Genomic DNA, 20715 nt, shown 5'->3' on the forward strand with positions numbered 1-20715 from the left:
GAATTACTCGCTAGTAGTTTGAACGGATAAAAGTGCAATAAAGCAAAGAGATGATTGGAGCGGGTGAAGTAAATCTAGAAAGAGAAGTAGCGAAAAGGGCAGTTGAATAACCAATCCAACGATTTAAAATAAATCAAAAACCACTCTTCCCATTTTTATGAAAAGTGGTTTTTAATTTCCATATAACGCCATTATAATATATGTATATCGTATATATGATCAGTTGATATGAAGGGATGAATGAAACAGATATATTGATCCGTGCAGAAACAACCAATATATATAACGTGAATAATAATAGTCTGTTTCATGCAAGGAACAGAATCTTAACTTTTTAGGGGAGGAAATATGAAGGAATCTATCGTTAAACTATCGGATTATAATCCAGAATGGAAAATACAATTTGAAGATGAAAAAAGAAAAATTCTTGAAGCTTTAGGTGCTAAGGTTGTTGAAATTGAGCATATTGGGAGTACTTCTATAAAGGGGCTAAAAGCAAAGCCGATAATTGACATCATGTGTGGTGTTCAAGATTTAGGTGAAGTATCGTACTTAGTTAATCCTTTGCGAAATATAGAATATGAATATGTTCCAAAACCAGAGTTCAAGGATAGAAGATTTTTTCGAAAGGGCGCATGTGGACAAGGTACTTCGCATCTTCATATCTGTGAATGGAATAGTAGTGAATGGATAGAAAAGATATTATTTCGTGATTATCTTAGGTTATACCCTCAAGCGGCCGAGAAATATGCTTCTTTAAAAGAGGCGCTTGCCTCCAAATTTCAGTTTGATAGACCGAATTATACAAAGAATAAAGAACCATTTATAAGAACAATTATCGAACAAGCAAAGAAAGACATTTCAACTAACATCCTTGCTGAATCGCCAAAGTACTTGATTTAAATGGCGCTTCATTTGAATCAAGTACAATATAAAATAGTCTCCTAAACCAAGAAAATACTTGTACGTTCAATAGTTAAGAATTTTTTCTGCAATGGTTCAGGTTCAGCATGAAAATAGTGGATTGCGCCCCTTTAGTAGACAGATGGAAAATAATCTGGATATTTAGGGGCGTTTTTATGTCCAAATCTGTTCTTTTTATATTGAATTTGAACATTATTGAGTTATATCATACGCTTAATTGTTCAGTATCCTACTGCTGAAAAAATTAGGAAGATAGCATACTCAATCCAAACATTCCATGATAGGATGGAAACATTTTTTTCCAACCGATTGCTTTCTAAAGAGAATGTGTGTCGAGAATTAGACGGAGTTATAAGAGTAAATATAATGGAATAATGTATGTATTTATAGAAAAACAACAAAATAAATGAGGAGGTGATTAATATGGAACTTTTCTTAAGACACGAAATTCGTGAAGAGAGAAGTGGATTAACAACAGTTATCTTACACATGAAGCCAAGATTTGCACTGGTCGAATTTTCACAGGAATTTGGATATTCAGTTAAAGACAAAGACGAAAGTATTAGCCAACAGGCAATCAATTACATTAGGAAGAATTTACCAAAGACAAAGGTCAATTTAATAAAGATTATGGCAGGGTCGCTGCTAGTGACTACGGTTCTCGCTGCTCCTCTAGCATTAGGGGCAGATCATAACAGGGCACATGCTGCAGATGCTTCGATTACAGGATCCAATTTATCGGTAAGCAGTTTAGTTGTTGGAAGTTTTACAGCTGTGGTTTTGAATGGTAGAACGCAAAATACGTTTGCTAATATTGATGCCTTTACGGTTACAGATCCCACAGGTACAGGGAATGGATGGAACGTGGTGATGAAAGCTTCACAATTTACAACAGGTGGCGCCACGCCTCTTACCTTGCCAACAGGTTCCTTAGCGGTGGCAACTCCTTCCCTTACAGCAAATGACGAGGGGGCAAGTGATGCTGCCGGGGTTGCCAAAGCAGGAGGCTTGATTGATACAGGAACAGGCTTAAAGATTCTTTCAGCACCAGCCGGTGGAGGAATGGGAGAGTACACTACTACATTCCCAACCAACGCACTTGATTTGAAACTTCTACCAAAAGATGTAAAAGCTGGGACTTATACTTCTACAATTTCAGTTACGATTAATTCGGGACCTTGATGAGAATCTTCATTATCCTTTTCCTCCTTCTTTATTCACTGGTAGGAGTACAATCCACTATTTTAGCACAGGATACACCACTTGAAGTCCATCCTGTCTATCCAGAGAACCAAAAAGAGGAAGTAAAAGGTTACTTTCATTTATCAGTTAACCCTGGTGAACAGCAAACGGTAAAAGTGAAGTTGGTGAATAAAACTGTCGAATCTGTGAACGTCAGAATAGAGCCATCCAACGGTTATACAAACCCTGAAGGCGGTATGTTATACGAAAAAGAATTAAATACAGAAGACGCCTCTCTTTTGGAGGGGGCTTTGGAAGCAAAAAACTTCTTTAAAGTGAAAGACTCCATCATCCTTGAGCCGCAGCAGACATTGGAACTACCAATTGAAATAGCCGTTCCAGACAAAGGGAGCGGGACATTTTTAGGTGCAGTGAAATTCATTGTTGAGGGCAACAAGGACGAGAAACAAACTGCTAAAAAAGGTGAAGCAAATTTCATATTGAAAACGGAAATAGCTCATGCCATGGCCATCCAGTTGGATGTAGGTGAGAGTCCACCCCCAAAATTCTCCTTGGGTAAAGCCGGCTTCAATCAGATTATCGGAAAAGTTTATTTAACAATGATAAATGAGGCACAGCGTATTCAAGAGGGGGTGGAGGGGACGTACTTTCTAGAAAACGAACAAGGAGATAGAGTAAGTGAGGGTGGGTTCGGTCCCTTTAAAATGGCACCAACAACTGAGATTCGTTATCCTTTTAATTTGGGAACGGAGCCATTAACAGAAGGAACGTACCGGTTAGCAGTAACGATGGATGTTAATGGAAAAGTAATAAAAAACGAACAAAATATTACTTTAGAGAAAGAAGCAGTGAAAGAATTTGCAGAACGGGCACCGGGAGCAACCGCTGAAATACAAGAAGAAGGAATGCCGAGTTGGACATGGGCACTTATCGGTGGAGTGGGTGCTGTGGTTTTAATTTTTATAATGGGCCTATTAAGGAAGTTGAAGAAGTAAGAATTGTTAAGGACCTATTTCTACCAGTGATAGAATTGAACATTTTTTGCATGATCTAAAGTTTAGAAATTATACAAATCAAACTCTTAACTGTCTAGTTGGGCTGCAGCAAATTAATTGTAATTTTAATAAGACATATGAAGTCAGCAAAATCTAGTGCTGACTTTTTTGTTCTACTATCATTTATTTGCCAAGCACAATTATGTTTAATTGGAGCAAAGGAATTATCTAAATAAGTTCTTCGGTTTTATGTAGTGATCTTACAGCTCTGCATATGGTTAAACCTCTGGGAAATGATAAGATTACACCATAAGTACTGATCATTAAGGATATAGACAATTGTAAATTGAATATTGTAGAGAAAGCAATCAGAATAATGATTCAAGTTTGATTTTTAAGGGAATATTTAAGTTAAGTGAAAAGTAGCGGTAAAGTTAGAAGCATTTTTATTGAGGATTTAACTTGGAACAAAATTTGATCAAATGACCTGTTAGAACTATATTCAACGTACGAGTGATTCGGCTAATTTCATCAGCACAGGAAAAGTAGGTTATGAAGATGAAAGAGAAACAACACTACATCCATTTACAAACCATCTTGCAAGCTAGTCCAGATATTATTGTATTGAAAGATGACAAGGGACGATGGTTAGAAACAAACAAGAGGGTTCTGGAAATTTTTGATTTAGACGAAAATTATAAATATAAAACTGAAGAGGAATTAGGGGAGTTTTACCCACACTATAAGCCGCTTGTTCCTTATTTCCAGGAGTCCGACAGCCAAACGTGGGAAAAAGGAAAGCAGGTCGTATTTGAAGAAGTTGTACCTGTAAATGGTGAACAATGCATTTTTAATGTCGTAAAAGTACCTCTTTATGATGAAAAGGGAAAGCCTGAATCCATTGTGGTAATTGGAAGGGAAATTACCGAAAGGTTAAAAGCGGAAAAATTTTATAAAACCCTTTTTGAAGAAAGTTCAGCTGCTATTTTTTTATTAGATGTTAGTGGTTATTTTAAAGAAGTCAACAAACAATTTGAAAAAATGTTGGGTTATTCTATTGAAGAATTTCGTGAAACAAATTTTCAACAAATTGTTGTACCAGAGAACTTGCAGAAAACGATTAACAACTTCAACCAAGTAAAGAAGGGAATCCCCCAAACCAGTGAAGTTAAAGTAATCCGGAAAGATGGAGAAATCAGAGAGATTGAGTATAAAACCATTCCTATTTCTTTCTTGAATAAAATTATTGGCATTTATGGTATAGCAATTGATATAACTGATAAAAAAAAGGCGATTCATGCCGTAAGCGAGATGGAAAAAACATTAAAAAATACAATCAGGCAACAACAAGGCATCATTTTTAAATATACGAAACATGGAAATGAGTTTGTCCATACACTTTACGATGGCGAATTGGCGTATAATATAGGACTTACTCCTGACGCTGTCGTAGGGAAAACATTGAAACAAATACTTGATCCAGAAGAAGCGGCAAGGCTAACCAATTACTATGAAAAAGCTTGGTCAGGAGAAATCGTCAATTATGAGGGAACGCTTAAAAATAGTTCCATAGTGTATTTTGGGGCACTTCGTCCAATCTATAAAGAGGGTAAAGTGGTAGAGGTAATTGGCTCGGTAGTAGATATAACAAAAAGAATACAAGTAGAAAAGGAACTTAAGGAAAGTGAAGAACGATATAGAATTATTAGTGAAAATTCAAGTGATATGATTCAAATTTTGGACCCTTCATTTCATATAACGTATGCTTCGCCTTCACATCAAAAAGTACTCGGTTTTAACCCTGAATATATGCTTGGGAAAAATATCTTAAGTTTGATTTATCCAGATGATTTGACCACTGCTATGGAAGCTATAAACAATGTATTAACTAACGCTAGTAGTATCTCGACAGTCGTACGATTAAAAACGCTAGATAATAATTGGAAATGGACCGAGAGTATATTATCTCCAGTTTTGCAGGAAAATGATGTGACCTCTATAGTGGTCGTATCAAGAGATATTACAGAACGCAAAGCATTCGAGGGACAACTCCATTACTTGGCTTATCATGATATGTTAACAGGATTACCAAATAGAAGGTTGTTTGACGAGGAATTAGAAGAATATATTCATCAAGCAGAACGATCAAACGAACACTTCGCAGTTTTTTATTTCGATTTGGACCGTTTTAAGGTTGTTAATGATACTTTGGGACATCATATAGGAGATCAGCTTTTAATAGAAGTAACAAAGAGGTTACAAAAACAAATAAGGCCAGATGATTTACTAGCCAGAATGGGTGGGGATGAATTTGCCCTGTTGGTGAAGAATTTAGCAGACTTGAGACTGATAGAAGATTTAGCAAAGAAAATTTTAACTTCCTTTGAAGCATCATTTAATGTAAATGAAAATAAAATTCATATTTCATCGAGCATTGGAATTAGCCTTTACCCCACAAATAGTAAAGATAGCCAGGAACTAATGAAGCAAGCTGATATCGCTATGTACTACTCGAAAGAAAAGGGAAAAAATATATATGAATTTTTTCAGACCACAGACCCCGACCATAAACATAATAAACTATACTTAGAAACCCACTTGCGAAAAGCAATTCTAAATAAAGAACTGTTTGTAATGTATCAACCAAAGGTGGAACTGAAAACAAATCAGATTGTTGGCTGCGAGGCTCTCATTAGGTGGAAACATCCGGAACTAGGTTCAATTTCCCCCATGGAGTTCATCCACATAGCTGAGGAAAGCGGCTTTATTGTACCTATGGGTGAATGGATTGTAAGCGAGGTATGCAGAAAAATAAAAGAATGGCAATCCAAGGGTTTACAAATGGTACCCGTGGCAATCAACCTTTCTTTAAAGCAGATTTTATCGAGGAATTTAGTTTATACTGTGAAAGACATCATACAAGAATACCAAATCGAACCCTGTAACTTAGAGTTTGAGATAACGGAAAGTGCTATGATGAAAGATCTTGATACAACATTGTATGTGCTAAATGAACTGAAAAATATTGGTATTTGTATTGCCATTGATGATTTCGGAACAGGGTATTCCTCCTTAGCCCATTTAAAACGTTTTCCGATTGATATTTTAAAGATAGACCGAAGTTTTATTAAAGATATACCAAGCGATGAAGAGGACATGGCTATAACTTCACTCATTATCTCAATGGGGAAACATTTGAACTTGAAGATTGTAGCTGAAGGTGTAGAAACAGAAGAGCAACTTCACTACTTAACAAAACTTGGTTGTGACCAATATCAAGGGTACTATTTTTCTCCTCCCTTGACTGGTGAACTAATGGCTGCACTATTACTATAAAATTGAGAAGAGGATACAGCGGAATTTTCCTCGACCTCTACCTAAATATATCACTAATTTGAGGCACCCACGGATAATGGGTGTCTTTTCTGCTGCATCAATTGCGGCAATAAAAAAAAAACCCATGTTAAATCAGTTGAAAAAGTTGCCTATAATTCACTTGGGATTGGAAATGTATACAATGGCACAACAAATGCGTATGGTCAATTTAAGGTGGCTTATAGTACTTCTAAATTGACTACTCTAAAAGGGAAATATCAAGTTAAGGCCACAACATCTAAAGAAGAATACAACAAAAGTGAATCTGTACAATCATTTGAATTGCGTTAATGATAAAGCCCCAGTATAACTAGGGCTTCAGAGTGTAGACAAAGTCAAAATCGACTTTGTCTACACGTTTTTTTAATTACTTTTTAAAATTAAATAGGGACGCGGCCAGTCTAGAAAACACTTGTCAGAAAAGACAGGCAGAAGGGTGACGACCCAAATAGAACATAAGCGTCGCGTTTGTCACAGTTTGAAGCATTTGTATCAGGGTTTTTATTATTTCCACATGCTTGGTTACCCCAATCTTTTTTCTGTTCTTTGCATTTGTAGTAATTTCATTATTCATATTCTTTTTCAGATATATATAAGTACATCCGAGTAAGTATGAATCAAATCTAGACACTAGAATGAGGTGACTTTTCTACCCAAAGTAGAGTTGAGGGTCCAGGAGAGTCAGTGGATTTATCGAATAGTACAAAACGTATGACGAGTACGTTATGTAAGTTTTAACAGAGACTACTAAACAAGCACAAAATTGCAAACATATTATCTGAGTTAAAGTCTGAAGCAAATAGTTCAGTGGGTTTTTTCAATAAAACTAAAGAGTGTGTATGTTACAGAATTGGAACAAGAGAAAGTAAACAAAGAGTCGAGTCTCCCACTGTGAAAGGGATAATGCCGGGCAGGTTGCGTAACCAAGTTTATAAAGAAGAAAGTGTTGTGATGCGCATTTTACTAGTAGAGGAAAAACTTCATATATAATAACATAATCTTCAAGGGATAAAACAAGGGGACTTTCATTAGTTGAAGGTCCCCTTGTTAATTTAGTCGGCAAAACTTAACTTAAAACTTTATTTTGAAATAAAAACGCTACAGCATGTGTTCGGTTTGATGTCTTTGTTTTGGCCATGACACTTTTAATATATTGTTTAATCGTCGTTTCACTAATTTCTAATAGCTGCGCAATTTGTTTCGTACTATAGCCAAATGCAATACATTTCATTACTTCATATTCTCGATTGGATAATTTAATTTCATTTGTTTCTACATAATTTGAATAATTGAATAGAATTTCACCCACTTTTCTCCCGAATAAATTTGCTTCGATTTCTAGTTGATGGTTGAAAGACGCATTAATTTTAGGACTTAAAAAGTATCCAATAACGACATGATTAAAAATGATAGGAACGACGAATAGTGCATTCTGGTTTTCAGAAATAATATATTTTCTTGAGATATTTAAATGAAAATCATTGCCCTCAAAGTATCGGGGGCTTTTTGTTTGGATTGCCTCAAAAATTGCTGGGATTGTAGTTACATCATCACGGATTGATGTAATACTTTTAAATTCAGATAGAGTTGCCGAAAAAATTCCTTCTGCCAAATGATCAATGGGTGAATAGCGAAAAAGCATTGCTTCTTCTAAAGAAAAATTTGTAATAAAGCATTCTATCAATAATTTGATTTTTTTTTCTTGATCTTCGATTGTTTTAATTTTTTCTAGATTGTGTTCCAAACTTTTTACCACAAGCACCAAACATTTCCCCCTTATCTATGAAAGCTCCTTAATTGTTCTATATATGCAGTACATTACCGAAAAATATATAAAAAATACGATTTTCCGCACTAAAGTATATGTTTTTTCTCGAAAAGAAGGAATATCTATTAAATAATTTTAATTATAAAATAAAAATGTAAGAGTTTTCAAATTTTTCTAATTAAAAGGAGGGAGATATATTGGCAAATTTAACTGATAGAGCAAAGGTATATTTGGAGAATTTTTATAACGGACCAAAGATTGAATCATTTGATCCAATCGAATTAAAAGCAATCCAAGCTCAAGCCCCGGTTTTACCTCAAGATAATCTACCAAGTATTCATCAAATAGAGGAACGCTTTATAAAAGTAAAAGATGGAGAAGAAATCCGTCTGCGCATTTATACTCCTGAAGGAGAAGGGCCATTCCCTGCTCTAGTATATTATCACGGTGGTGGATGGGTAATTGGTTCTGTTGAAATGTTTGAAGCGGCGAATCGATTAGTTGCAACTGAAGGGAAGGTAGTTGTGATATCCGTTGATTACCGTTTGGCACCGGAGTATCCATATCCAACTCCCATTGAAGACTGTTACGCAGCACTGGAATGGGTAGCTGCAAACTCTGCAGAAATCAATGTAATTCCAAATGAAATTTCAGTTGGAGGGGATAGTGCGGGTGGAAACTTATCTACTGTTATTGCGAAAAAAGCATTAGACAATAATGGTCCCACCATACAATCACAAATTCTTATTTATCCAGTAACAAACCTGGAATTTGACACAGATTCGTATAATCAATTTGCTGAAGGATTCGGATTGGATCGCGATTTAATGAAATGGTTTGGCATCCATTATGTTGGCGATGAAAAACTTTACGATGAGCCGGATGTTTCTCCATTAAAATACGATACTATTCAAGGTTTACCCCCAGCGATTATTATTGCTGCTGAAAATGATGTGCTATTAGATGAAGGGGTCGCGTATGCAGAAAAGTTAACACAAGACGGCGTTAATGTTCAATATGAAACGATACCAGGTGTAATTCATGGTTTTTACAGTAACATGGATTTCTTTGGGGATGAAACAAAACAATCAGTACAATATATTGTGAGTTTCTTAAACAAAGTAAAACAAGAAGTGTAAAACAGTACAATATTTACAAAAATGGAATCATGATATACAGGACAGGACCCTATGACGCAGGGAACTCCCGTGGTTTTTTAGGTGGATTAGACAATTATGGTCATATTTGCACTGAAGTGAAGCGATGAAAATGGATAAAAGGTTTATATTGAAATTTGAAGTTAAAATCGTAATTTGGAGGAATGAAAATGACGATACAAACTACATCAATCAATGAAAAGGTCCAAGAGTTTTTAGTAGGACTAAAAGACATGTTTATCGATGGGAATTGGGTTCCAGCTGCAAAAGGAAAAGTATATGATTCTATCAATCCAACAACAAATGAAGTATTGGCAAAAATTTACGAAGGTGATGAAGAAGACGTTGATTGTGCTGTAAAGGCAGCAAGAAGTGCTTTTGAAGGTGGCTGGAAAAAGACCGCTCCTAGAGAGAGGGCTAGATTGTTAAATAAATTAGCGGATTTAATGGAAGAAAATCTAGAAGTAATCACACAACTTGATGCACTTGATTATGGTGGCACACTCGCTGTGGCAGGTGGGTTCGCACAAAATGCAGTCCATCATGTACGTTATTATGCGGGGTGGGCAACAAAGCTTTACGGAGATACGGTTGAACTAACTGGCGGCGGAGATATTCATGCATATACAAAACGAGAACCAATTGGTGTATGCGGTCAAATTACTTCATGGAATTTCCCGGCATTAGGTGCATGCTGGAAATTGGCAGCACCTCTTGCAGCAGGTAATACAGTTGTATTAAAACCTTCTCAACAAACATCTTTATCCACTTTATATATTGGTAAGTTAGTAGAACAAGCTGGTTTCCCACCTGGGGTTGTAAATATTGTAACAGGATCAGGCGGGAAACTTGGTGAAGCGATAACGTCACACCCAGATATCGATAAAATTGGATTCACTGGTTCGACGGTTGTTGGAAAACGCATCATGGAAAAAGCCTCTAATTCATTGAAAAAAATCACACTTGAATTGGGTGGCAAGTCGCCGAATATTATTTTTGCAGACGCAGATTTAGATAAGGCAGTAACTGGTGCAATTACAGCGATACTGATGAATACTGGACAGGTGTGTGCGGCAGGCTCTCGTTTATATGTTGAGCGTGCTGTTTATGAGGAAGTGAAAGAAAGACTTGTAGAAATCGCTGAAAGTTTTGTTCTAGGTGATCCATTAAATCCGGATTCGCAAATGGGACCACTTGTTTCGGAAGCGCAAGTCGAGACAGTTGAAAGATATATTGAATTAGCAAAAAGAGATGGCGCAAATATTCTTACTGGTGGAAAACGCCCTGAACAAGTTGAACTCGCAAAAGGGAACTTCTATCTACCAACAATTATAGAAGGACTCGATGAATCGTGCCAGGCTGTGTACGAGGAGATTTTTGGCCCTGTACTCTGCATTTTGCCTTTTGATTCTATTGAAGAAGTAATTGAACGTGCTAACGCAACAGAATATGGACTTGCTTCGGGTGTTTGGACAACAAACTTAAATACAGCTCATAAAATGATTGAATCATTAAATGCAGGGTCTGTTTGGGTCAATGAATACTACTTGAATGATGATAATATTCCTTTGACAGGATTTAAACAAAGTGGGGTCGGCTCCGAGTTAGGGTTATCAGGAATTGAAGCATATACAAAAGTTAAAAGTGTCGCAATCAAATTAGGATAAGGAGAGGTGTTACATGAAAGCATTAGTTATTGAAGGCGTAAAAAATGCATTTGTTCAAGAGGTAGCGGACCCAACAATCGATGAAAATGGCGTCATCGTTAAGGTAAAAGCAAATGGTGTTTGCAGAAGTGACTGGCACTATTGGGCTGGGGATATTCCAATTACGCAAAAAATATTGGGACATGAATTTACTGGCGTAGTCGAAGAAGTAGGTAAAAATGTTGTAAATTTTAAAAAGGGCGATCGTGTCATTGTTCCATTCTCAGGCAGTGATGGAACTTGCCTATATTGTCAACAAGGCCATTCCAACCTTTGTCACTCATCCTTTATTCCAGGTACGACATATGATGGAGGCTACGCTGAATATGTGGGTGTTCCCCTTGGTGACCGAAATATTATTCATTTACCAGATGAAATTAGCTTTTTAGATGGTGCTGCATTGGGATGTCGTTTAATGACAGCTTTCCATGGTGTTGTAGATCGAGCGAATGTAGCACCTGGTGAGTGGGTAGTCGTATACGGCTGTGGAGGTGTTGGTCTTAACGCGATTAATATTGCATCCTCAATCGGCGCAACTGTCATTGGTGTAGATATTAATCCTAAAAATCTAGAACTTGCCAAACAAATGGGTGCCCATGTTGTCATCAATAGTAAAGAAGTAGATCCTGTTGAAGCAGTAAGGGATATTACTGGAGGAGGAGCAAATGTTTCAATAGATGCTCTAGGTATTGCGGATACTTGCTTAAATGGAATCAATAGCTTAGCAAAACGCGGACGTCATCTGCAAGTTGGTGTAACAACAAAAGTTGAAGGCGGCAAAGTTGCATTACCAATTGACCTAATGGTTATGCAGGAAATCCAATTTATTGGTACGCTAGGAATGCCAAATCACCGTTTCGATTCATTACTGCCTTTAGTATTACAGGAGAAAATTACACCGGGTAAAATGGTCACAGCTCAAATTGCATTATCTGATGTAACGAAAATATTTGAAGAAATGAGTAACTTTAATACGTCAGGTACGTATATTGTAACTGAATTCAGTAATAGTACTGTTGGAGTATAAATTATTGACTGTAGATAAACCGGAAGACCGGTTTGTCTACAGTTTTTTTGAAAGACAAATTTTATTAGCATTGTCTAGCAGAAGTGGTATTACTTCTTTTCTTAAATTAGGTGGTTGGATTAAATAGTCTAAAATAAAAATCAACCCCCAACTCTTTTCAAGTTCATATTGAAAGAATTGCCTGTTGTCTTCTACTATTTCTTAAAGATGTGCTATAAACTATAGGTAACACAAAAGAGCGTTTCAATGACAGTGATAGTACATCCCCAACAAACTTAATTGCAAGGTGTTGATTAGATGTATCACTAAGAAATGCGTTTGTTTTCATTCAAGAGTAAGATTATTGAAATGCGTAACCTTAAATGTACTAAATAAAGGTAGTTTGTTTTAGCAAAAATGTAAGGAAGGTAGTGAAGTTATTTTTGGGTGGTTATAAAGCAATACTATTTGATTTAGATGATACATTGCTTAATAGAAATCAGGCAGTAGATAAAATGTTTTTAATTATTTTAGGTAAGTTTTATGAAGGTGTTAAAGAATCATTAAAAAATGATATGTTGCTGAAATTCAGAGAATATGATAAAAGAGACTACGGCAATGGTGATAAAACAAAAGTTTTTGAATCTTTTTTTGGTGAATTTCCACCAAAATATAGCTTGCGGCGTGATTTTATTCAGGATTTTTGGAATAATAATTTCCCTAACTGTTTTTCTATAGACCAAAATTCTATAAATACTGTAAAGGCTATAAAGAAGCGTGCTAAGGTTGGGATTATAACAAACGGCTCAACTCAGAGACAAAAAGCTAAAATCACTAATACTAATTTAAACAGTTGTTTTGATATAGTATTAATTTCTGAAGAAGTGGGATATAGTAAGCCGGACAAACGCATATTTGAATTAGCGTTGAATAAGCTTGATGTGCAACCTGAAGAAGCATTATTCGTTGGAGATGACATAGAAAAGGATATGGGGGGGTGTCAGAACGCCAATATAAAGGGCATTTGGTTCAATCCCAACATAAATAAGAATGATACCGAAATAAAACCATATGCCGAGATTTATTCTTTTGATGGATTACTAAGTTATCTTACTTAATTTAACTCCTCTCATTTATTTAATAATCTTCAAATTTGGGGTGATGGTAGATGATTATTGGGAATAGATAAAACCCAAATAAAATCCTCCTCAAACATAATTTGTATGTCTACGCCCAGGCTAATTAACTGCTCCGCCTTTGATTGTTTCGAACTTATCCCACGACGATTGCTACCAAGGATAACAAAATCAGTTTCCTTCGTAACGGCTCCTTGCAGAGTCCCTCCAAAAGCGCGCACTTTTTTGGCAGCTTCTGAACGTGTCATAGTGGAAAGTGCTCCTGTAAAAACGATTCGTTTGTTATAGAAGGGATGTACAAAGTGTTTGGATGGGTTTGAAAGAAGGATGACTTCTGTGTTGTCTTTACTATGGTTCATATCGCTTCTCCTAAATTGAATAGAAATAAAATCATCATTTTTATTAGTAATACTTTCATAAGTGTTGTCTTCATGATTTATATCATTACAATTATATCATTGTCTAATCCTTGGTTTATAATATAGTTGTCTGGATTTCTAATTGCACATTATTTGCTTAAACTACAGCTTTTTTAATGAATCCATAACTCGTGTGATAGTAATGATAAGCTAGATATGACAAATTTTTGAAACCTGTTAAAAAGTAAATCCGTATGAAAAACAAGGAGGAAGCCTAAGGATTTAATAAAGTATCGTGTACTAGTGTTAGGAGGGTAGTTTACGTTATGAAATTTGAAAATGCCATGTTAGAGTATCGTTTGCACAAGGGAACCAATTTATATGAACCCATTTATTATTACACGACAATTGAATTATCTCAAATATTAGCAAGACGAGAGTGTGAGTTTTTTATTAAGGAAGGAAAGACATACAAACAACTTTCCTCTTCTATTGAGGGTAATTTATTTGTTATTTATGTAGAGCTTTTTGAGGAAGCGCCCATAGAACCTGTAGAACATACAGAACGTGGCATTAAACTTGAAATTCGAGAGTTAAATGGACGTCAAAATTATCCTCTTTTATCAACGGAGTATGTCTCAAATCATTTGGACATTTTGAGTATCATCGGTAGCGTTTTTACATACCTCGAAAAAAATGAGTGGGAACGTGATTCTGCCGAGATTGATGAGGACAGGGGAGTATATGTTTTATATGTAAAGCCTACAGGATATTTGCTAGTAACATAGGGAGGAAATATAGATGAGTAAGACCAAGAAAATGATGGTTGGTGTGATAGGGGCTGCAGCTTTAGTTTCCCTAACAGCGTGTGGTGGTGAAGAAGAAGCTTATGGGGCGCCAACTGGAACAGATTGTGATGATTGGGAGTGGGATCGTACGACAGAGTCTTATTATTGCGATGATGACGATTCTGTTCGTGCAGGACACTATTTTTATGGAGGTCATTATTACGACTCCAAGAAAAAATTAACGAGTAGTTCTCTTTATAAGAGTAACTCAGCAATCAATTCAACATCTAAAACGAATACATCAACTAATTCGACTTCGGGTTCTTCTACTTATAAATCAGGAATCGGTAGTGGAACTAAGGCCGGTTTTGGTGGATAAAAATGGATGGATTTATTGAAAAACGCCAAATGTTCTATAGCCAAATAGACAATTTCTGGCATGACATCTCTGGGGAAGAGTATGCTTTATTAGATATTAAAAAAGAATCTGTTAAAAACATAGAACGTCTACGGTTGGCTACCGAACAGATTGGCCATATTTTTTATAAAACCGCGCCTTTATTGCGCCGACTAGATAATGAGACATTTGCACGTTTGGGATTTCCCAGGGAAACGCACGCATTTCTTCGCTTGAAGACAACTCCAATAGAAAGTGTCATTGCTCGTCTGGATTTGGTTGTAATGGGCGATAAAATAAAGTTGCTTGAGCTCAATGCAGACACACCAACGTTTATAAAAGAAACATTCTATGTAAACGGGAAAGTGTGTGACTATTTTCAAATGGAAAACCCAAACGCCGGATATGAAGAACAATTAAGAAAAGCATTATTAACAGCTGTAACATATTGTGCTCCAATAAAAGGTTCTAACATTATTTTCGCATCACATCCCGATAATGAAGAAGATAAACATACAACACTGTATTTAAAAGAATTATTGGAAATAGATAGTCGATATATGGATTTTAATCAGCTTCGAATTGTCAATGAACCGATTATTGAGAGTAGGCAAATCATTTTATCTCCTGGACTCTACGATGCAAACGGCAATAAAATTGACTTGTTATATAGACAAACGTATCCAATAGAACATTTGATACATGATGAAGACCCTTTAACAAAGGAAAAAGTAGGACAGATGCTAATGAAGCTAGTAGAACAAAAGGAGTTAGCTATTTTAAATCCACCATCTGCTTTTTTACTTCAATCAAAGGCGATTATGGCACTAATATGGGGGCTGCATGAAGAACGGCATAGCTTCTATACACAAGAAGAACATGAGATTATTGAGAGATATTTTTTAGCGACTTACTTAGATCCGGATGAATTTTTGCACAAAGGACAAACGTATGTGAAGAAACCAGCCTTCGGTCGTGAAGGGGATACGGTTGAGATTTATTCAAGTACAGGCACTAAAGTAGCGGAAGATACACATAAAACCTACCAAGAGGAACTATCGGTTTATCAGGAATTTATAGAGCTTCCACAAATTGATATTCAAACTGTACAAGGACCTAAACGAGCACATTATATGTATGGTTCTTTCTATATCAATGGAGAGGCTAGTGCAATTGGTGTGCGTGCCGGAGGACAAATTACGGATAACACTTCATATTTTTTACCAATAGGTATCTAACGAAAGAGAGGATAAGGATAATAAATGGAATTTATATCATGGGCAAGTTTTTTAAATTTTCTTCAATACATAGGGGTTGGCCTAGTTCTGATTTTAATCGGAACAATAGCCTTTGCCTTCACAACAAAATTCTCTGAATGGAAGTTAATCCAGGAAGGGAATCTGGCTGTTGCATTCAAGCTATGGGGCAAAGTGATAGGTTTAGGTATCACCATATATACAGTTTGGTCTTCAAGCGTTAATTTACTGGATGCCTTTATTTGGGGATTAATCGGCATTGTCGTACAAGTAGTAGTGTATTTATTTATTGAATATGTACTTACACCAAAAACAGATCTAGCGAAAAAAGTAGAGGAAGGAAATACAGCTGTAGGATTTAGTTTATTTGCATTAGGGATTACTGTTGGATTGATTGTAGCAGGAAGTTTAACTTACTAATCATTAGGGACAATTTGAGTGCATATTGCTTTATAACAGGAAGAACAAAGGACATTCCATATTTGTTTTGTACAATAAGGAGTGTCCTTTTTTTGTCTTTTTTTAGATCTGACAAATTGGTAATAATAATTTATGGGGAATTGTAAAGAGTAAGATTGTGTACATTAAATTATAGTGCAGATACGATTAAACGTTTGTCTCGAATAATGCTTCAAAAACTGTAGAAATCATCCCATATAGAATCTTATTTCTATAAAGACTTACTTTATTAGCTCGGCATAATGAAAGCAAAGGCAGGGTGTTATTGACCTTGAATACAGTCATAATATTTTAATTGTTGTAAAGACTAACTAAACGTGTGATTAATCTTAGGAGGAATCAAATTATGACTGAACAGCAAAAACTAACTTCTGCTGAAATTGCTTCCATTTGGACTGCTTACATGAATGATACTATGTCCAAATGTGTTTTAGGCTATTTCTTAAAAGATGTAGAGGACGCAGAAATCCGTTCGATTATTAAACAAGCTTACGACCTTGCCTCTACCCATATTGAGAAACTAACAAGCATTTTTCAAGAAGAACAAATTCCATTACCAACAGGGTTTACAAGTGAAGATGTCGATATGAATGCCCCCCGTCTATATATGGATTGGATTCATGCTTAATTATATCGATCACACATCAAGCGCAGGTTTACTTGCGTATAGTGGATTTATCGCCATGAGTACCAGAACGGATATAAGAGCCTATTTCATGGAGGCACTTTCCGAAACATCTAACTTATTTGACTCTGGTGTCGAAATATCTCTTTCAAAAGGGATTTTTGTTCGACCCCCTTTTATTAACTATCCTACAAAAACAGACTTTGTAGGCAGCAAGAAATACTTAAGTGGATTAAATCCATTTACAAATAAACGACCATTAAACGCCATAGAAATAGCTTATTTATTTATGAATTTAACAACTAACACATTAGGTAGTGAACTAGCTCTAAGCTTTGCTCAAACAACTTCGGAAGAAAAGATTCAGAAATGGATGTTAAGAGGTAGTGAGATTTCGAAAAAGCATATTCAAATTTTTACACAATTGCTTATAGATAATGATACAGCAACACCTGGTTCCTCAGAAGTATCATTTACGAATTCTACTACACCTCCCTTTTCGGATAAGTTGGCAATGTTCCATATGTCTCTGTTAACTGCAATTGGTACAGGGAACTATGCAACAGCTGCAGCTGCAAGTCAGCGCAGTGATTTGGTCATGAATTATGAACGTTTATCATTGGAAATTGGCCAATATGCAAAAGATGGTGCTGATATTATGATTGAAAATGAGTGGCTAGAACAGCCACCTGGAACGATGGATAAGGAGCAATTGGCAAAAGATAAGAACCAAAATAGATAATCTAATTGGTGGGGTATAACAATAGGAAGTGACTAAATGTCCAAAGAAAATCGAGTAGAAAAAATCCTTTGGAGTATTGCGTTACCAGGATTTGGGCAGCTCCTAAATGGCAGGTTTCTTAAGGGATTACTTTTGATAGTTTTAGAAATCCTAATCAACGTTCAATCGAATCTTAACAATTCGATCATATATAGCTTTCAAGGTGAAATTCAATTAGCGATTGATCAAACAAATTATCAATGGCTGATGTTTTATCCATGTCTCTATATGTTTTCTATTTGGGATGCTTATCGGGAAGCTGAAGGAGAGACGTCACCTTATTCCTTTATTCCATTTGTGTTTAGTGCTTATTTCGGAACTATCGGAGTAATTTATTCCTCCAGTCTAATGGTATTTGGGGTGCAATTCGGACCTGTTTTCTTGCCTATACTATTTTTGATTCTGGGAATAGGCATCGGTGTACTTATTAAAATAACTTTAAGGCATATGAAATTAAGATAATAGATAGAATTTCGGCTTCTTTCTTGAAAATGTCTTTATCCTAAATATTATTCCATTGATAAGTACAAAAAAGACGATTCCTTCAACTCAAGGAATCGTCTTTTTGGTTATAATACCTGTCACGACGAGTAATGAGATAGGTGATTTTTAAAATTGGAATAGAAAAAAACCACATATTATGTTGCGCATAAAGTCTTCCATCATCTGTTTCTTTGACATGAAACGTTTCTTCTATTGGTAATGCTAGAAGGTACTTGTTCCAGGCCAAATAGATGCCCGTATCAAAATTTGCATGCTGTTTCTTGCTGGATAATTGGAGTTCATTGCCAATTTGGTTTAATTCCAAGATTCCAATCATCGATGACCATGGAAGTGGTAGAGCTATGTTCATATAGGTACGTTCTTTCGTTCGGTGCCATGAATATAAAGCAATAAAGGTGACTTTATCATTAATTTTTCTTACCCACGCTCTTGGGAGGCTTCTTCCGTCCAAATCCTCGTTAATCTTTAGGATGTCGCCAGTCATTTCAATGCGTTTGCTTGATAAAGGCAGATTGATTTGTTGTATAACTGCGCTAATCAAACGATAGATAACGGCAAAAGGCTTAAACCAATTTTTCCTTTTGATTTCAGCATAAAGTTGATAATCCAGTGTATTCTCATAAAAATCACGAACAGTCGGTGCGAGCGTATTTAGATTGATAGCTGGCTCATATATATCCAGTTCGTCCACCAATCCATTATAAGAACCTGATTCTTGCCGATTTCCGATTACATTTAAAGTCTTTTCACCAATTACCATGGTCCCACGAATTTTACTAACTGGAAATGTCCAATTTTTTGTTTTTGTCGGAGGAACACGGATAGCCCATCCGATTACGCCTAATAAAGCAAATAAGATGCAATTAAAAAATCCATGAAATCGGAGCATAAAATCAATACTGATAGAAAAGTCGTTCGATAAACGACCAAGCGCATACAAAAAAGAAAAAAGAATAGTCACGCCTAAAGATCCGAATGATGTATGAACCAGCCATTTTTGCAATCGATGTGAAAACGGTACCCGCAAAGTAAAGAAGATAAAAGTATAGATTCCTATAATATAAAACACAACTGAAATCCATTCAATCCACACAGAAAAGCTAATCCCAATTGCTAGGATCATAGGTGAAATTAATATGATTCCTGCAGCAAGAGGATAGAAAGGTGGTTTATTGATTCTGCCAAGCAAACCTACAAAAATGGGCAATAAAAAAGCTGCGTAATGAAAATGAATGGCAGTCAGCCAAGTAATAATGGGTGAAAATCCCGTATCGATGTTTGCAATATGTGCAAAGAACCACATCCCGCCAATGGATAAGTTGAAAAGAGCAATATCGATGCAAAATTCTTCGAAATGAACAAAACCCCGTGTTAAAAAGCGGCTTAAACCATAGGCTGCAACAATACAAGTAAATAACAAGTAAATTCCTGCAAGCAAATAATCCCAACCTGAATAGTTAGTGATATATAAAAGAATCACAGAAATATAAGCTGGTATGGAAAAATAAGAATAGAAACGTCCGAACCAGTCGTTTTTTTTAACAATCAATTGCAAAGTGAGGGGAACATAGGCGACTTGTGCAACTGTCAGCATTAATAGGTACGTAGAGTCTTGTCCTAAAAACACTGCAAATAAGAACAATACAACTGAAAAGTGCATCCGTTTACTTCTCATTGGGGTTGAACTCTCCTTCATACGAGAAAATATGACCGATTAACGGATTCCTGACATCCACTGATATCTGAAAAACTCCCTTTTCTTCACTATATTTTTCGGTAACGGTTGCTAAGCCCTGAAATATTTTGGGTAAAGGTAATTCAATCTTTCCAATGACCAGTCGTTGTTTGCTAGATTCAATTTTCAAATTCCCCTCAGAAGAAACGGTAAAGACTAAATCCGAGTAGAGTATACTAGGCTCACCTAGGTAATCTTTAATCAAGTTTCGTTCAGGATCGAAGCTCATAAGGGCATTAAAATATCTTTTCTTCTTCTCAAAATAAAATACTCTCTCCCAATGGATTTGTTGTTCGCCGTTTGCTCCAACCATAGGCGTATTCAAAATTTTAAAGGGGATACTAGTTCCGTATTCAGGAAAAAGTAATTTTCTTTTTATACCCAGCCACAATAATGGATAAAGAAGTTTTGGCCCCCCTTTAATACTTTTCATCACACCCTCTGCTTGAAAGGGCTCATGATTTGAAAATTCATATCTCTTTTGCAACATAGGATGCAACCTATTAAACTTTTTATCCAATACCTTTTTATAAACCGACAT

19 protein-coding genes are annotated in these 20715 nt (G+C 36.0%); 15 read left to right on the forward strand and 4 right to left on the reverse strand.

Annotation, left to right across the window (positions count from 1 at the left end; translation table 11 throughout):
- Nucleotides 1-348 precede the first annotated feature (348 nt).
- The 4 genes from ACFQU5_RS13770 to ACFQU5_RS13785 all read left to right on the forward strand — a co-directional run bounded on the left by ACFQU5_RS13770 (nt 349) and on the right by ACFQU5_RS13785 (nt 6458).
- A complete protein-coding gene (locus ACFQU5_RS13770) occupies nt 349-903 on the forward strand; it encodes a GrpB family protein (RefSeq protein ID WP_390288681.1) in 555 nt (184 codons plus the stop codon).
- Between the two features lie 444 nt (nt 904-1347).
- A complete protein-coding gene (locus ACFQU5_RS13775; protein ID WP_390288683.1) occupies nt 1348-2106 on the forward strand; it encodes a WxL domain-containing protein in 759 nt (252 codons plus the stop codon).
- Nucleotides 2106-3122, forward strand: a complete 1017-nt coding sequence (locus ACFQU5_RS13780; protein ID WP_390288685.1) for a WxL protein peptidoglycan domain-containing protein — start codon at nt 2106-2108, stop codon at nt 3120-3122. Before ACFQU5_RS13775 ends, ACFQU5_RS13780 begins: the two co-directional genes overlap by 1 nt.
- Nucleotides 3123-3680: 558 nt before the next feature.
- Entirely contained in the window at nt 3681-6458 is a 2778-nt protein-coding gene (locus tag ACFQU5_RS13785; protein ID WP_390288687.1) for a sensor domain-containing protein, read from the forward strand.
- A gap of 1105 nt (nt 6459-7563) precedes the next feature.
- Here ACFQU5_RS13785 and ACFQU5_RS13790 read toward each other — a convergent pair.
- The gene (locus ACFQU5_RS13790) at nt 7564-8259 is read right to left on the reverse strand and encodes a response regulator transcription factor (protein ID WP_390288689.1); all 696 of its coding nucleotides are present in this window, start codon (nt 8257-8259) and stop codon (nt 7564-7566) included.
- 203 nt (nt 8260-8462) lie between these two features.
- Between ACFQU5_RS13790 and ACFQU5_RS13795 the strand changes: the two genes are divergently transcribed.
- The 4 genes from ACFQU5_RS13795 (at nt 8463) to ACFQU5_RS13810 (ending at nt 13252) form a co-directional block, all read left to right on the forward strand.
- Nucleotides 8463-9404, forward strand: a complete 942-nt coding sequence (locus ACFQU5_RS13795) for an alpha/beta hydrolase (RefSeq protein WP_390288691.1) — start codon at nt 8463-8465, stop codon at nt 9402-9404.
- A 188-nt stretch (nt 9405-9592) separates the two neighbouring features.
- Nucleotides 9593-11089 (forward strand): aldehyde dehydrogenase family protein, encoded by a 1497-nt coding sequence (locus ACFQU5_RS13800; protein ID WP_390288693.1) that lies wholly within the window; start codon nt 9593-9595, stop codon nt 11087-11089.
- A 13-nt stretch (nt 11090-11102) separates the two neighbouring features.
- Nucleotides 11103-12155, forward strand: a complete 1053-nt coding sequence (locus tag ACFQU5_RS13805; RefSeq protein WP_390288695.1) for a zinc-binding dehydrogenase — start codon at nt 11103-11105, stop codon at nt 12153-12155.
- 422 nt (nt 12156-12577) lie between these two features.
- Nucleotides 12578-13252 (forward strand): HAD family hydrolase, encoded by a 675-nt coding sequence (locus ACFQU5_RS13810; RefSeq protein ID WP_390288697.1) that lies wholly within the window; start codon nt 12578-12580, stop codon nt 13250-13252.
- 29 nt (nt 13253-13281) lie between these two features.
- On the opposite strand, the gene ACFQU5_RS13815 is transcribed toward ACFQU5_RS13810, so the two are convergent.
- Nucleotides 13282-13629: a BRCT domain-containing protein gene (locus ACFQU5_RS13815; protein WP_390288699.1), complete on the reverse strand. Its 348-nt coding sequence runs from the start codon at nt 13627-13629 to the stop codon at nt 13282-13284.
- 326 nt (nt 13630-13955) lie between these two features.
- Between ACFQU5_RS13815 and ACFQU5_RS13820 the strand changes: the two genes are divergently transcribed.
- The 7 genes from ACFQU5_RS13820 (at nt 13956) to ACFQU5_RS13850 (ending at nt 18397) form a co-directional block, all read left to right on the forward strand.
- Nucleotides 13956-14417: a hypothetical protein gene (locus ACFQU5_RS13820; RefSeq protein WP_390288701.1), complete on the forward strand. Its 462-nt coding sequence runs from the start codon at nt 13956-13958 to the stop codon at nt 14415-14417.
- 13 nt (nt 14418-14430) lie between these two features.
- Complete coding sequence (locus tag ACFQU5_RS13825; protein WP_390288703.1) at nt 14431-14796, forward strand: hypothetical protein; 366 nt, start codon at nt 14431-14433, stop codon at nt 14794-14796.
- A 2-nt stretch (nt 14797-14798) separates the two neighbouring features.
- A complete protein-coding gene (locus tag ACFQU5_RS13830) occupies nt 14799-16052 on the forward strand; it encodes a glutathionylspermidine synthase family protein (RefSeq protein WP_390288705.1) in 1254 nt (417 codons plus the stop codon).
- 24 nt (nt 16053-16076) lie between these two features.
- A complete protein-coding gene (locus tag ACFQU5_RS13835; protein WP_390288707.1) occupies nt 16077-16490 on the forward strand; it encodes a DUF350 domain-containing protein in 414 nt (137 codons plus the stop codon).
- Nucleotides 16491-16875: 385 nt separating this feature from the next.
- Complete coding sequence (locus ACFQU5_RS13840; RefSeq protein WP_390288709.1) at nt 16876-17157, forward strand: DUF3231 family protein; 282 nt, start codon at nt 16876-16878, stop codon at nt 17155-17157.
- Nucleotides 17150-17896, forward strand: coding sequence for a DUF3231 family protein (locus ACFQU5_RS13845; RefSeq protein WP_390288711.1), 747 nt, complete (start codon nt 17150-17152; stop codon nt 17894-17896). The genes ACFQU5_RS13840 and ACFQU5_RS13845 overlap by 8 nt, the downstream gene beginning before the upstream one ends.
- Before the next feature lie 36 nt (nt 17897-17932).
- Nucleotides 17933-18397, forward strand: coding sequence for a hypothetical protein (locus ACFQU5_RS13850; protein WP_390288713.1), 465 nt, complete (start codon nt 17933-17935; stop codon nt 18395-18397).
- A gap of 82 nt (nt 18398-18479) precedes the next feature.
- On the opposite strand, the gene ACFQU5_RS13855 is transcribed toward ACFQU5_RS13850, so the two are convergent.
- Both ACFQU5_RS13855 and ACFQU5_RS13860 read right to left on the reverse strand, forming a co-directional pair.
- Nucleotides 18480-20114, reverse strand: a complete 1635-nt coding sequence (locus ACFQU5_RS13855; RefSeq protein ID WP_390288715.1) for a YndJ family protein — start codon at nt 20112-20114, stop codon at nt 18480-18482.
- The gene (locus ACFQU5_RS13860; RefSeq protein WP_390288717.1) at nt 20104-20715 is read right to left on the reverse strand and encodes a DUF4166 domain-containing protein; all 612 of its coding nucleotides are present in this window, start codon (nt 20713-20715) and stop codon (nt 20104-20106) included. The genes ACFQU5_RS13855 and ACFQU5_RS13860 overlap by 11 nt, the downstream gene beginning before the upstream one ends.

It is taken from the genome of Ureibacillus sp. GCM10028918, from assembly GCF_042666115.1.
In the GTDB taxonomy this organism is placed as follows: domain Bacteria; phylum Bacillota; class Bacilli; order Bacillales_A; family Planococcaceae; genus Ureibacillus.